Annotated in this window: 9 protein-coding genes; 5 read left to right on the top strand and 4 right to left on the bottom strand. The window is 66.6% G+C overall.

Translation table 11 applies throughout. The features are described 5' to 3' along the window. The first annotated feature begins 156 nt into the window (after positions 1 to 156). Positions 157 to 1,914: a beta-1,3-glucanase family protein gene (locus ACG04R_RS10680; RefSeq protein ID WP_394409369.1), complete on the top strand. Its 1,758-nt coding sequence runs from the start codon at positions 157 to 159 to the stop codon at positions 1,912 to 1,914. A gap of 25 nt (positions 1,915 to 1,939) precedes the next feature. Here ACG04R_RS10680 and ACG04R_RS10685 read toward each other — a convergent pair whose 3' ends face one another. The 4 genes from ACG04R_RS10685 to ACG04R_RS10700 form a co-directional block, all read right to left on the bottom strand. After that, positions 1,940 to 2,587 carry a trimeric intracellular cation channel family protein gene (locus tag ACG04R_RS10685; RefSeq protein ID WP_394409372.1) on the bottom strand — a complete coding sequence of 216 codons (648 nt, stop codon included), beginning with the start codon at positions 2,585 to 2,587 and terminating at the stop codon, positions 1,940 to 1,942. Beyond that, positions 2,584 to 4,536, bottom strand: coding sequence for a UvrD-helicase domain-containing protein (locus ACG04R_RS10690; RefSeq protein WP_394409375.1), 1,953 nt, complete (start codon positions 4,534 to 4,536; stop codon positions 2,584 to 2,586). The genes ACG04R_RS10685 and ACG04R_RS10690 overlap by 4 nt, the downstream gene beginning before the upstream one ends. Before the next feature lie 34 nt (positions 4,537 to 4,570). After that, positions 4,571 to 6,142 carry an ABC transporter substrate-binding protein gene (locus ACG04R_RS10695; RefSeq protein WP_394409378.1) on the bottom strand — a complete coding sequence of 524 codons (1,572 nt, stop codon included), beginning with the start codon at positions 6,140 to 6,142 and terminating at the stop codon, positions 4,571 to 4,573. 344 nt (positions 6,143 to 6,486) lie between these two features. Continuing rightward, the gene (locus ACG04R_RS10700; protein WP_394409382.1) at positions 6,487 to 7,329 is read right to left on the bottom strand and encodes a 2OG-Fe(II) oxygenase family protein; all 843 of its coding nucleotides are present in this window, start codon (positions 7,327 to 7,329) and stop codon (positions 6,487 to 6,489) included. Between the two features lie 368 nt (positions 7,330 to 7,697). Between ACG04R_RS10700 and ACG04R_RS10705 the strand changes: the two genes are divergently transcribed. The 4 genes from ACG04R_RS10705 to lpdA all read left to right on the top strand — a co-directional run bounded on the left by ACG04R_RS10705 (position 7,698) and on the right by lpdA (position 13,647). Beyond that, the gene (locus ACG04R_RS10705) at positions 7,698 to 10,553 is read left to right on the top strand and encodes a 2-oxoglutarate dehydrogenase E1 component (RefSeq protein ID WP_394409385.1); all 2,856 of its coding nucleotides are present in this window, start codon (positions 7,698 to 7,700) and stop codon (positions 10,551 to 10,553) included. 89 nt (positions 10,554 to 10,642) lie between these two features. Next, a complete protein-coding gene (odhB, locus tag ACG04R_RS10710; protein ID WP_394409388.1) occupies positions 10,643 to 11,890 on the top strand; it encodes a 2-oxoglutarate dehydrogenase complex dihydrolipoyllysine-residue succinyltransferase in 1,248 nt (415 codons plus the stop codon). Positions 11,891 to 11,945: 55 nt separating this feature from the next. Further along, positions 11,946 to 12,227 (top strand): hypothetical protein, encoded by a 282-nt coding sequence (locus ACG04R_RS10715; RefSeq protein WP_394409391.1) that lies wholly within the window; start codon positions 11,946 to 11,948, stop codon positions 12,225 to 12,227. A 1-nt stretch (position 12,228) separates the two neighbouring features. Beyond that, positions 12,229 to 13,647, top strand: coding sequence for a dihydrolipoyl dehydrogenase (lpdA, locus tag ACG04R_RS10720; RefSeq protein WP_394409394.1), 1,419 nt, complete (start codon positions 12,229 to 12,231; stop codon positions 13,645 to 13,647). Positions 13,648 to 13,665: the final 18 nt, after the last annotated feature.

Here is a 13,665-nt window from a genome sequence, read left to right on the forward strand (position 1 = left end):
TTCAGATTTCCTGTGAATGCGGCCTGACGTCGGCGGCGACTGCCCGCGGCGTGTGCAGTAGGCCTTCCGCAGTCGGGACGCGGGCCTCCTTCCATGCATCGTTGGGGCCTCTGAACGACCCGCCCGCCTCCAGGGCGAGCGGGCAAGGAGACAAAGGTGAATCCTGTTTTGCGTTGCTTGCGCCTGCTGGGCGCTTGCGTCCTCTTGGCGCTGGGCCTGCTCGGCACCGCGAGCGCCGCGGACTACGACCAGGGCGTCGACGTGAGTGGCACGGCGGCCACGATCTGGTTCAAGTCCAATGTGTCGACCACCTGGGTCGACGTCCACTACACCGTCAATAACGGCGCGCAGCAGAACGTGCGCATGACCGCGGCCAACGGCCGCTACGAGCAGAAGCTGACGGTCGCCACCGGCAACGTCATCGGCTACTGGTTCACCTACAACAACGGCACGCCCGCCTACGACACGCCCAAGTTCACGTACACGGTGAACGGCGACACGGCGGCCAGTGGCCCGGTCTGCTTCTACGCCGACATCAACTACGGCGGCGCCAGCTTCTGCGCCAGCGCCGATTCGAGCTGGATCGGCACGGCATGGAACGATCGCGTGTCGTCGGTGAAGGTGCAGGCCGGCTACCAGGTCACGCTGTTCAACGACATCAACTACGGAGGCAGCTCGGTCGTGCTGACGGCCGACGAGCCCAACCTCGTCAACCGCGCCTTCAATGACCTGACCTCGTCCTACAAGGTGGGCCAGGCCTCGGGCAGCTGGAACGGCCGCACCACCTTCAACATCGTCAACCAGACGGGCGGCCGCTGGACCGACGATCAGGTCTACTGGGCCATCATCGGCAAGGACTGGAGCACCGGCAAGTTCGTGCGTGTGGACGCCGCGGGCAACTTCATCCCGATGTCCACCGCCGACAACGGCGCGCTGACGAAGAACGGCGTGACCTACACGAACTACTTCAACAAGCTCAGCGCCACGCGCTCCATCACCATCCCGGCGCTGAACTCGGCGCGCGTGCTGATGTCGGTGGGCTCGCCGATGTACATCCGCGTCGTCGTCGATGGCAACGGCAACATCGGCTATGCCGGCGCCAACATCGAGAACCCGACAGACCCGAACATCGACGTCACCTTCGACTTCGGCGAGATGGCCATCATTCCGCAAGGCCAGGCCGACCCCGGCATCTTCATCAACACGACGCGCGTGGACCATTTCGGTTTCCCGCTGAAGCTGCGCGTGCAAGGCCTGGGCGGCTACGACCAGACCGTCGGCGAGGCGCTGGCCGAGACGCGCGACCAGCTCTTCAGCAAGTTCATCGCCGAGATGCCGGCCGAGTTCCGTCCGCTGGCGGCCGCGCCGTACTCGCCGTACCGCATCATTGCCCCCGCCCACGGTACGTTCAAGCCGGGTGCGGCCAACGCCAACTACCTGCAGCCTTATATCGACGCCGTCTGGGCCCGCTACCGCAATGAAGACCTCGTCTTCACGTTGCAGAACCTGGGCACCTTCCGCGGCCGCGTCAGCGGGGACCGCTGGACCTTCACCGGCGGCTCGCCGGCCGGCACGTTCTACATCAACGGCAAGCCCGACACGGCCAGCGTGCTGCTGGGCGCGGGCCTGCTGGCGGACGCCAGCGGCAACCCGACCAACACCGGCACGCAGCTGCAGATCCAGGCGCAGATCTGCGCGGCGTTGAACCGCCACGTGCTGGAGACGCCGGCCAACTGGTACGTGCAATCCGCGCACTATCCGTCGGGCACGCTGGGCAACTGGTATGCCAAGTTCTGGCACGACCACAGCATCAACCAGAAGGCCTACGGCTTCGCGTACGACGACGTGGGCGACTTCAGCCCGTCGCTGCACACGCAGGCGCCGACGACGGTGACCTACACCATCGGCTGGTAAGCCGTGAGGACTGCCGGCCTCGCGATCAGCGCTTGTTGATGCGCCAGGCCGGCAGCGTCCAGCCCCGCCACAAGGCCAGGGCGCGCAGCGCCACCGCTGTCGCGGCCGCGGCGCTGATGGCCACCCATTCGGGCGCCTCCAGCCGCACGGCCGCCACCAGCATCCAGGCACCGGCGAAGCTGCACAGCGCGTAGGGCCGGTGGTCGTGGAAGGCGGCGGGGATCTCGTTGCAGACGATGTCCCGCAGCACGCCGCCGAACGTGGCGGTGATGACGCCCATCAGCACCGCGACGATGGCCGGCTGGCCGGTCTGCAGCGCCAGCAGCGCGCCGTTGGCCGTGAACAGGCCCAGGCCGAGCGCATCGGGCCACTGGATGGCCTTCTCGGTCAGCGCCAGATGACGCCGGCGCAGGAACAGCATCGCGGCGAACGACAGGCCCATGAGCGCCCACAGCCAGTCCGCGTGCTCGACCCAGAAGAACGGGCGGCGGTCCAGCAGCACGTCGCGCAGCGTGCCGCCGCCGAAGGCCGACAGGCCGGCCACGATGCACAGGCCCACCATGTCGAGGTGCTTGCGCGCGCCGGCCAGCAGGCCGGACAGCGCGAAGGCGAGGGTGGCAGCGATCTCGATGGCGGATTGCAGCGTCGAGAAATTGATGATGGGCGGCTTCATGTCGGTCCGGTCATCTCGGCGTCTTTCAGGAAGCGGGACGGGCGGCCGGTGTCGTGCATCACCGTGAGGCGGCACCTGGCGCGCGTCATCGCCACGTACAGCAGGTTGCGGTTCTCGGCCGAGCCGTCGCCGAACTCGCCTTGGGACAGATGTGGAATGACGACGTGGTCGAACTCCAGCCCCTTGGCCGCCTCGATGCCGGACAGCACCACGCGCTCGTTGGCGCGCAGCCGACGTCGTGCCTGGGCCATGGCCGAGAACAGGCGGAACGCGCCGTCCACGCCGGTGCCTTCGGCTACCGCGACCCGGTGCAGTTGCGCGATGTTGTCGGCCACCTGCTCGGCGTCCTGCCGGCGCACGAACACGCGGGTGGCCAGCGCGAGCGCGTCCAGCGCCGTCAGGAACGAGGCCTCGAACGCATCGATGTCGTTGCTGCGCAGCACGGCCATGGCCGCCTCCAGCCGGCGCCGGGCGCCCGCGTTGGCGCTGCGCAGCACGTGGGCTTCGATGAAGGTCCTCGTCGAGTCCAGGCTGGCCGATGCCTCGCCGACGGCGGCGCGTTGCGCCTCGGTGCTGTCCAGGTGGCGCAGTTCGATGCTGTCCACCTTGGCGCCGGAGAACAGCAGCAGCGCGTCCAGCAACCCGGCGCGCTGCGCGGCGTCCTCGAAGCCGGTGAAGTCATCGCAGGCGTAGGCGTACAGGCCGCGCACCAGCAGCGTTTCGGCGCGTTCGAGGTAAGGCGCGAAGCCGACGGCACCGTAGGGCACGCCCAGGCGCAGCAGCTCATGCTCGATGAGCACGGACTGTGCGGGATGGCGCAGCAGCACCCGCAAGCTGGCAAGCGCCTGCTGCTGGTGATGCGACTGCGCCAGGCGGGCGATGAAGGCGGCGGCGAGCCGGTGCGACTCGCAAGGTGCCAGCTGGATGGCGGTGTGCAGCGCCGCATCCGCCGCGTATGGCTTGCGCGCCAGCGCGCCCACGTGGCGTGCCAGCTGCGGGCTGAAGCGGCGGCTCTGCGTCAGCGGCAGCACGGTCGGTTGGCCGATCTCGGCGGTGAAGTGCTCACCCATGAAGCCGGCCTCGGCGCCCGTCTGCGAGTGGATGACCTGGTCGCGGTCGCCCACGCCGACGAAGCCCGCCCGCGGATGGGCCGCCAGCACGGCCTTCAGCACGGTGAAGGCGGCGCGGTTCACGTCGTGCATCTCGTCGACGCAGATCAACGACAGGCCGAGCTGCAGCGCCGTGTCGCCTGCGTCGATCTCGCCGGTCAGCAGCATCCGGGCCAGGTCGTAGACGCCGTCGCCGTCAAAGCGGAACTCGGGGCGGTCCGGATGCCCGCCCTTGCGGATGAACTCGTTGCAGCGCCACGCGCGCATCGTCAGGTAGCCGAAGCCGAGCTCGTCTGCCAGCTGCGGCGTCAGGCCTTCCTCGGGATCGAGGTGCTCGAACACCATGCGCCCCTTGAGCACGTCGAACGACTTCAGCAGCCCTTCGACAAGGTTGCCCGGCGTCGCGTCGGTCATCAGCTCTTCCGGGTAACGCTCCTCCGGCATGGACTGCGCCATGTCGATGGCGCGCACCACGTAGGGCCTGACCTGCTCGTGCGACGTGACGACCTGCGTCTTCGTGCCCTCGGCCTGTGTCAGCACGCCCAGCGCGAACGCCTCGAAGGTCTGGATGCGCAGCTGCTGCACGGTCGCCCTGGGCACGCCGACGTGGGCCAGCCGCTCCTTCAACGCGGCGACGGCCGGCGCCGTGTAGGTCAGTGCGAGCACGGTCTGCGGCTCGGCGCCACGTTGCAGCGCCTGGGCAATGCGCAGCGCCAGCGTCGTCGTCTTTGCCGCGCCCGCGTTGGCCTCGACGAGCAGCAGGCGGCCTCGGTGCCGCTGGATGGCGATTTGCTCTTCGCTCGGCGTGATGTGGGTGGGCTGGAACGCAGGGTCGCTCATGAGGTGGATTGGAACCCACCCCGTGGACACCCCATCACCTGATGGTCGTGTAGCGCGCCTCGAAGTAGTCGTTCGAGCGGTGCAGCGTGTCGACGGTCTTCTTCATCGCCCAGGGGCGGATCTGGTGGTGGATGGGGATGAACAGGAACTCGTCGCGGATGCGCAGCAGCGCCTCCTTGATGAGTGCGTTGCGCTTGGGCACGTCCGGCTCGAACTTGATCTTCTGGATCAGCTCGTCGAGCTTGGCATCGCTGACCTTGCCGAAGTTGAAATTGCCGTCCGCGCCACTGGTGCGCGTGTGGCCCCAGGCCTGCATCGCGTACAGCGCGTCATAGGTGGAAACGCCCCAGCCCAGCATGTAGAACGGCGACTCGCCGCGCTGGAAGGTCTGGCTGTGAGTTGCGAACGGCGTGGCGACGAGGCGCGCCTTCACGCCGATCTTGGCCCACATCGACACGGCTGCCTGGCAGACCTGTTCGTCGTTCACATAGCGGTTGTTGGGGCAGTGCAGCGGCAGCTCGAAGCCCTGCGGATAGCCGGCATCGGCCAGCAGTTTGCGGGCCTTGTCCAGATCGGGCTTGGCCACCTTGTCGAGCTCTGCGTCGTAGCCGTTGACGCCCGGCGGCACCATCAGCGCGGCCGGCACCGACAGGCCGCGCATGATCCGGGTCTTGATGGCCTCGCGGTCCAGCGCCAGGTTCAGCGCCTCGCGCACGCGCTTGTCCTTGAAGGGGTTGCGGCCCTTGACGCTCGAGTCCCGAAGTTCGTCGCTGCCCTCGTCCATGACGAAGAAGACGGTGCGGATCTCGGCTCCCTCCAGCAACTTGACCTTGCCCTCCTCTTTGAGCTTGAAGAAGTCCTGCGGCGGCAGGTCGGTGACGATGTCCACGTCCCCAGACAGCAGCGCCGCCACGCGCGTCGGCGCGCTCTTGATCGGCAGGTAGCTCAGTTCGGTGATGTTGCCCGGGTTCTTGTCCCACCAGTCCTTGTTGGCCACCATCTTCACGGCCTGGTCGGGCTGCCAGCTGACGAGCTTGTACGGCCCGGTGCCGTTGGCGTTGCGCGACGCGTAGTTCTCTTCCTTGGCCTTGTAGTCCTGCGTGTTGGTCGTGTTGTTCTTGGTCGACCAGACCTTGCTCATGATCGGGAAGCTGATGATGTTCTGCAGCAGCATCGGTGTGGGCGATTCCAGGATGAAGTCGACGGTGTAGTCGTCGATCTTCTTCACCTCCTTGATGCCGGACACATAGGTCTGCTTGGTGCCTTGCGGCTGCGTGATGCGGCCGAAGCTGAAGACCACGTCGTCGGCCGTGAACGGCGAGCCGTCGTGGAACTTGACGCCGCGGCGCAGGTCGAAGCGCACCTGGGTCGGCGAGAGGTGGGTCCACTTCGTCGCGAGCGCCGGCTCGGGCCGGTATTCCTTGCTCAGCCGCGTGAGCCCCTCGTAGATGTGGGCGCCGATGGCGTTGGACGTGGTGTGGTCCTGCGAGTGCGGGTCCAGCGTCAGGATGTCGTTCTGCGCGGCCCAGCGTAGGGCTGCGGCCTGGGCGGCGGTGCTGAAGGCGAGGGCGGCCAGCAGCGGCAGGAGTCGGAGCAGAGGTTTCACGCGGCGTCCTTGTGGGAGGGCAGAAGCCAAAAATGCTAGCCGTGATGGTCGCCGACCTGGCTAGGGCTTGCCCGCGACTTCCAGAGAGCAGTCGCAACCGCTGCCGGACGAGATCCAGCGCTTCACGAGCCAGCCACGCAGCCCGCGCGGTTGCGCCGTCAGCGCGCCGCACACATAGCGGGCGCCATCCCATTTCAGGGCGACGCACGCACCCTTGAGGCGCCGGCTCAACAGCACGCCCAGTGGGCAGGGCTCGGCCAGGCAGCAGACGCCGCAGCCGTTGCAGTCGGCCCCGAGCGCCGGCTTGGGCGGCGCGTCGGGGTGGATCTGGATGATCCGCTGGGTCAGGTCTTCACGCCCAGCTCGCGCAGGCGCTCGTTGAGGTAGCTCTCCGCCGTGTAGCGGTCGCTCAGCACGACGTCATCGCGCGGGTGCAGGAACAGCGGCAGCGACACACGGCTCTTCTTCGCGCCCTCGCCGGTCGGGTTGACGACGCGGTGCTGCGTCGACGGGTAGTAGCCCTCGGAGGCTTCCTGCAGCATGTCGCCGATGTTGATCGTCAGCGTGCCGAAGTCGCAGGGCACGTCGTGCCAGGCGCCGTCGGTGCCCAGCACTTGCAGGCCCGGCTCGTTGGCGGCGGGCAGGATGGTCAGCAGGTTGATGTCGCCGTGCGGCGCGGCGCGCAGCGAGCCCTCGGGCTCGTGGCCGGTCAGCGGCGGGTAGCGCAGCACGCGCAGCAGCGTCTTGCTGCTGCCGGTGATCATGTTGGACAGCGGCTCGCGGTACCTGGCCGCGATCTCCGGCGGCGTGTAGCGCTCGACCCAGCTCAGCAGTTCTTCGGCCAGCGCGTTGGCCTCGCGGTAGTAGGTGAGGGCGTCTTCCTTCAGCGACTCGGGGATGCGGCCCCAGGGGTAGATGTGGAAGTACTCCTTGATGTCCTTCTGCTTGAAACCCTTCGCGGTTTCGGAAATCTCGGTCGAGAAATATCCATCCTGCGTTTCCTTGGAAAACGCGTAGCCGTGCTTGGCCTCGCCGTTGAAGAACGCCAGCCAGTCGCCGTAGATCTTCTCGACGAGGGCCTGGCGGATCGGGTGGTTGGTGAGGACGCCGAACCCGGTTTCGTGCAGGGAACGGGTGAACTTCTCGGCGGCGTCGGGGGCGCGGTAGTCGACGACCTGGACTTGCATGGGGATCTCCTGAATGTCCCGTGGCGCAGCCATTCAATCGCGGGGCTGTCGCGGACGCAAGTCTACGGGTCAGTCAACTTTTCTTGAGCCTGATCAGTGCACTTTGTCGCAACCCGTCCCCCTTGTCGGGCAAACCCGCAGTGCTAGAGTTCGGCCCCTGATGGAACCCGTCTGTTACTCAGAAGGCCTGCACCGAGTTGGGCCGGTCTTTCGAGCAGCGGAGGGGTTTTTCGGTCCTTCCCGTCCCTTTTTCGGTTGCTCCGGCAACAGCAAAGGTGGGTCGCAATCCGCCAATCGGTCGAGCCGTGTCGCGGAAGGTTCTTCAACCAGCCAACTCCCTGGAAACCGGGGCATGAGGTGAGCGAAAGATGATGCAGCAATACAGGTCGAACTCCTACCTGTTCGGTGGCAATGCCCCGTATGTGGAGGAGATGTACGAGGCTTACCTCGACAACCCGGGCTCGGTGCCCGACAACTGGCGCGACTACTTCGACGCGCTCCAGCACGTTCCCGCCGTTGACGGCAGCGAGGCCCGTGACGTGGCCCATGCGCCGGTCATCGAGTCGTTCGCGCAACGTGCCAAGGCCAACGCCTTCGCCAACAAGGCCTCCAGCGCCGACCTCGCCGTCGCCCGCAAGCAGGTCCATGTCCAGTCGCTGATCGCGGCCTACCGCTTCCTCGGCAACCGCTGGGCGGAGTTGGACCCCCTCAAGCGCGCCGAGCGCCCCAAGATTCCCGAACTCGACCCCGCGTTCTACGACCTGACCGAGTCCGACATGGACATTTCGTTCAGCGCCGTGAACAGCTATTTCGGTGGCGAGACGATGACGCTGCGCCAGATCGTGCAGGCCCTGCGCGAGACCTACTGCGGCAGCATCGGTTCCGAATTCATGCACGGCTCCGACCCGGCCGAGAAGCGTTGGTGGCAGGAGCGCCTGGAGAAGGCGCGCGGCAAGCCCACGTTCACGGCCGAAGAGAAGAAGCACATCCTCGAGCGCCTGACGGCCGCCGAGGGCCTGGAGCGCTTCCTCCACACCAAGTACGTCGGCCAGAAGCGTTTCTCGCTGGAAGGCGGCGAAAGCTTCATCGCGGCGATGGACGAGCTGATCCAGCGCGGCGGCGAGCGCGGCGTGCAGGAAATCGTCATTGGCATGGCCCACCGCGGTCGCCTGAACGTGCTGGTCAACACGCTGGGCAAGATGCCCGGCGACCTGTTCGCCGAGTTCGAGCACAAGGCTGCCGAGGACCTGCCCGCCGGTGACGTGAAGTACCACCAGGGCTTCAGCTCCGACGTGTCGACCAAGGGTGGCCCGGTTCACCTGTCGCTGGCCTTCAACCCGTCCCACCTCGAAATCGTCAACCCGGTCGTCGAAGGCAGCGTGCGCGCCCGCCAGGACCGCCGCGGCGACAACGTCGGCGCGCAAGTGCTGCCGGTGCTGGTGCACGGTGACGCGGCCTTCGGTGGCCAGGGCGTCGTGCAGGAAACGCTGGCCATGGCCCAGACCCGCGGCTACCGCACGGGTGGCACGGTCCACATCGTCATCAACAACCAGATCGGCTTCACGACCAGCGACCCGCGCGACCTGCGCTCCACCTGGTACTGCTCCGACGTCGTCAAGATGATCGAAGCCCCGGTGCTGCACGTGAACGGCGACGATCCCGAAGCCGTCGTGTGGGCCACGCAGCTGTGCATGGATTACCGTGCCGAGTTCAAGAAGGACGTCGTCCTGGACATCGTCTGCTTCCGCAAGCTGGGCCACAACGAGCAGGACACGCCGGCGCTGACGCAGCCGCTGATGTACAAGAAGATCGGCGCCCACCCCGGCACCCGCAAGGTCTACGGCGACAAGCTGGTCGCCCAGGGCGTGCTGCCCGCCGACGGCCCCGACGAGATGGTCAAGACCTATCGCGCCGCCATGGACGAGGGTCGCCACACGGTCGACCCGGTGCTGACCAACTTCAAGAGCAAGTTCGCCACCGACTGGTCGCCCTTCCTCGGCAAGAAGTGGACGGACAGCTGCGACACCGCCATCCCCGTCACCGAGTGGAAGCGCCTCGCGGACAAGCTGACGACGCTGCCCAAGGATTTCGCGCCGCACAACCTCGTGGCCAAGCTCTACACTGACCGCGCCGCCATGGGCCGGGGCGAGGTCAACGTCGACTGGGGCATGGGCGAGTCCATGGCCTTCGCGTCGCTGGTCGCGTCGGGCTACCCGGTGCGCCTGTCCGGTGAGGACAGCGGCCGCGGCACGTTCACGCACCGCCACGCCGTGCTGCACGACCAGAACCGCAGCAGCTGGGACGACGGCACCTACATCCCGCTGCAGAACGTTGCCGACGGCCAGGCGCCGTTCACCGTCATCGACTCCATCCTGTCGGAAGAGGCGGTGCTGGGCTTCGAGTACGGCTATGCGGCCGCCGAGCCCAACACGCTGACCATCTGGGAAGCGCAGTTCGGTGACTTCGTCAACGGCGCGCAGGTCGTCATCGACCAGTTCATCGCCTCCGGCGAAGTGAAGTGGGGCCGCTCCAACGGCCTGACGATGATGCTGCCGCACGGCTACGAAGGCCAGGGCCCCGAGCACAGCTCGGCCCGCCTGGAGCGCTTCATGCAGCTGGCCGCGGACAACAACATGCAGATCGTGCAGCCGACCAATGCCGCGCAGATCTTCCACGTGCTGCGCCGCCAGATGCTGCGCATGTTCCGCAAGCCGCTGGTCATCATGACGCCCAAGAGCCTGCTGCGTGCGAAGGATGCGACGTCGCCGCTGTCCGACTTCACCAAGGGCGAGTTCAAGACCGTCATCGGTGAGCAGGACGCGACCATCGTGGCCGACAAGGTCAAGCGCGTCATCGTCTGCTCGGGCAAGGTCTACTACGACCTCGTCAAGACCCGTGCCGAGAAGAAGCACAGCGACGTGGCCATCGTCCGCGTCGAGCAGCTGTACCCCTTCCCGCACAAGGCCTTCGCGGCCGAGCTGAAGAAGTACCCGAACGCGACCGACATCGTCTGGTGCCAGGACGAGCCGCAGAACCAGGGTGCCTGGTTCTTCGTGCAGCACTACGTGCACGAGAACATGGTCGAAGGCCAGAAGCTCGGCTACGCCGGCCGCCCGGCCAGCGCCAGTCCGGCCTGTGGCTACGCGCACCTGCACCAGGAGCAGCAGAAGGCGCTGCTGGATCAGGCCTTCGCCAAGCTCAAGGGCTTCGTCCTCACCAAATAAGACCGCATCGCGCAGCGCCCTGTTGACCGGCGCTGCGCGCTTTCGCGCCTGTACATCACACCCGAATAAAAGACACGGAGCCTCACATCATGGCCATCGTTGACGTCCAAGTTCCCCAGTTCTCCGAATCCGTTTCCGAAGGCACGCTGCTGACCTGGAAGAAGAAGCCCGGCGAAGCCGTCACTGTCGACGAGACCCTCGTCGAAATCGAGACCGACAAGGTTGTGCTCGAAGTTCCGGCCCCCGCCTCCGGCGTGCTGGCCGAGATCGGCGTCGCTGACGGCAGCACCGTCACCAGCCAGCAACTGCTCGCCAAGATCGACACGGAAGGCAAGGCCGGCGTCGCCGCCCCCGCCACGACCGCGTCGGTCGCCGCCCCGGCCGCCGCTGCTGCTGCACCCGCCGCTGCCGTCAACAAGGGCGACGTGGCCATGCCCGCCGCCGCCAAGATCCTGGCCGAGAAGGGCCTGGCCGCTACCGACGTCGCCGGTTCCGGCAAGGACGGCCGCGTGACCAAGGGCGATGCCCTGGCCGCACAGGCCAAGCCTGCCGCTGCACCGCTGGTCGTGCCCGCCACGCCCGCAGTCGCCAAGCCGCTGCCCGCCGTGGCCGCGCCTGTCGCGCAGAACCTGGGCGACCGCCCGGAGCAGCGCGTGCCCATGACCCGCCTGCGCGCCCGCATCGCCGAGCGCCTGCTGCAGTCGCAAGCCACCAACGCCATCCTGACCACCTTCAACGAAGTCAACATGGCTCCGGTCATGGAGATGCGCAAGAAGTTCCAGGAGAAGTTCGAGAAGGAACACGGCGTGAAGCTGGGCTTCATGAGCTTCTTCGTGAAGGCCGCTGTCGCCGCGCTGAAGAAGTACCCGGTGCTGAACGCCTCGGTCGACGGCAACGACATCGTCTACCACGGGTACTTCGACATCGGCATCGCCGTCGGCTCGCCGCGCGGCCTCGTCGTGCCGGTGCTGCGCAACGTCGACCAGATGAGCTTCGCCGACATCGAGAAGAAGATCGCCGAGTTCGGCCAGAAGGCCAAGGAAGGCAAGCTGTCGCTGGACGAACTGTCGGGCGGCACCTTCTCCATCTCCAACGGCGGCGTCTTCGGCTCCATGCTGTCCACGCCCATCATCAACCCGCCGCAGTCGGCCATCCTGGGCGTGCACGCCACCAAGGACCGCGCGGTGGTGGAGAACGGCCAAGTCGTCGTGCGCCCGATCAACTACCTCGCCATGTCGTACGACCACCGCATCATCGACGGCCGCGAGGCCGTGCTGGGCTTGGTGACGATGAAGGAAGCGCTGGAAGACCCGGCGCGCCTGCTGTTCGACATCTAAGTCGGCGTTTGCCATGTGGCTGTCCACTTCTGCGCAGCGGTACCTAGAAGGTCCGGTGACTGACCGTAAGTGGGCGGCTGCGTTGGCCGAGGTGTCGCAACACTGGGGGCTCTGTCCTTGGCCCGAAGACCTCGTGAAGGCCTGTGTCGACGAGGGCATTGCTAAAGCTGCGTGGCACGTTTTTCGGGAAGGCTCGCTAGAGTGGGCTCGTAACCCGGTTCCTGAGCTTGACGGCAAGACGATTCGTGAGCTGCAGCGTGACGCTGTCTTTGGTAAGGCTGTGAAGGGCTTTTTGGCCGAACAGCGCCCCCTCAAACTCATCATCATCAAGAGCTGATATGTCTAAATCTTTTGACGTCGTCGTGATCGGCGGCGGCCCCGGCGGTTACATCGCGGCCATCCGCGCAGCCCAGTTGGGCATGAACGTTGCCTGCGTCGACGAGTGGAAGAACGAGAAGGGCGGCCCGGCACCGGGCGGCACCTGCACCAACGTCGGCTGCATCCCCTCGAAGGCGCTGCTGCAGTCGTCGGAACACTTCGACCACGCCGGCCACCACTTCGCCGACCACGGCATCAGCCTGGACAACCTGAAGATCGACATCGCCAAGATGGTCGGCCGCAAGGATGCCGTCGTGAAGCAGAACAACGACGGCATCCTCTACCTGTTCAAGAAGAACAAGGTCACGTTCTTCCACGGCCGCGGCAGCTTTGTCGCCGCCAAGGACGGCGGCTACGAGCTCAAGGCCGGCGACGAGACCGTGTTCGCCAAGCAGGTTATCCTGGCCACCGGCTCCAATGCCCGCCAGTTGCCCGGCGCGGAGTTCGACGAAGAGCTGATCCTGTCCAACGACGGCGCGCTGCGCATTCCGGCCGTGCCGGCCAAGCTGGGCGTTATCGGCTCCGGCGTCATCGGCCTGGAAATGGGCTCGGTCTGGCGCCGCCTGGGTTCCGAAGTGACCATCCTCGAAGCCATGCCGGCCTTCCTGGCCGCCGCCGACGAGAGCGTGGCCAAGGAAGCCGCCAAGGTCTTCAAGAAGCAGGGCCTGGACATCCAGCTCAGCGTCAAGATCTCCAAGGTCACCAAGGGCAAGAAGGACGTCACCGTCGCCTACACCGACGCCAAGGGCGCCGAGCAGACGCTGGTGGTGGACAAGCTCATCGTCTCCATCGGCCGCGTGCCCAACACCATCGGCCTGAACCCCGAGGCCGTGGGCCTGAAGCTCGACGAGCGCGGCGCCATCGTCGTCGACGACGAGTGCAAGACCAACCTGCCCGGCGTCTGGGCCGTGGGTGACGTCGTGCGCGGCCCCATGCTCGCGCACAAGGCGGAGGAAGAGGGCGTCGCGGTGGCCGAGCGCATGGCCGGCCAGCATGGCCACGTCAACTTCAACACCATCCCCTGGGTCATCTACACCAGCCCCGAGATCGCCTGGGTCGGCAAGACCGAGCAGCAGCTCAAGGCCGAGGGTGTGGCCTACAAGGCGGGCCAGTTCCCCTTCCTGGCCAACGGCCGCGCCCGCGCGCTGGGCGACACGACCGGCTTCGTCAAGTTCCTGGCCGACGCCACGACCGACGAGATCCTGGGCGTGCACATCATCGGCCCGTTCGCGTCCGAGCTGATCTCGGAAGCCGTCGTCGCGATGGAGTTCAAGGCTTCGGCCGAGGACATCGCCCGCATCTGCCACGCCCACCCGTCGCTGTCCGAGGCGACCAAGGAAGCCGCGCTGGCCGTCGACAAGCGCACGCTGAACTTCTGATCACGCAGCGCAAACCAC

The sequence above is a fragment of the Pelomonas candidula genome, from assembly GCF_043555985.1.
Lineage (GTDB): Bacteria > Pseudomonadota > Gammaproteobacteria > Burkholderiales > Burkholderiaceae_C > Pelomonas > Pelomonas candidula.

Coding starts and splice junctions, on each gene's coding strand:
- ACG04R_RS10685 (WP_394409372.1), bottom strand. CDS start 2,587: ATGAAGCCGCCCATCATCAATTTCTCGACGCTGCAATCCGCCATCGAG.
- ACG04R_RS10690 (WP_394409375.1), bottom strand. CDS start 4,536: ATGAGCGACCCTGCGTTCCAGCCCACCCACATCACGCCGAGCGAAGAG.
- ACG04R_RS10700 (WP_394409382.1), bottom strand. CDS start 7,329: ATGCAAGTCCAGGTCGTCGACTACCGCGCCCCCGACGCCGCCGAGAAG.
- ACG04R_RS10705 (WP_394409385.1), top strand. CDS start 7,698: ATGATGCAGCAATACAGGTCGAACTCCTACCTGTTCGGTGGCAATGCC.
- odhB (WP_394409388.1), top strand. CDS start 10,643: ATGGCCATCGTTGACGTCCAAGTTCCCCAGTTCTCCGAATCCGTTTCC.
- lpdA (WP_394409394.1), top strand. CDS start 12,229: ATGTCTAAATCTTTTGACGTCGTCGTGATCGGCGGCGGCCCCGGCGGT.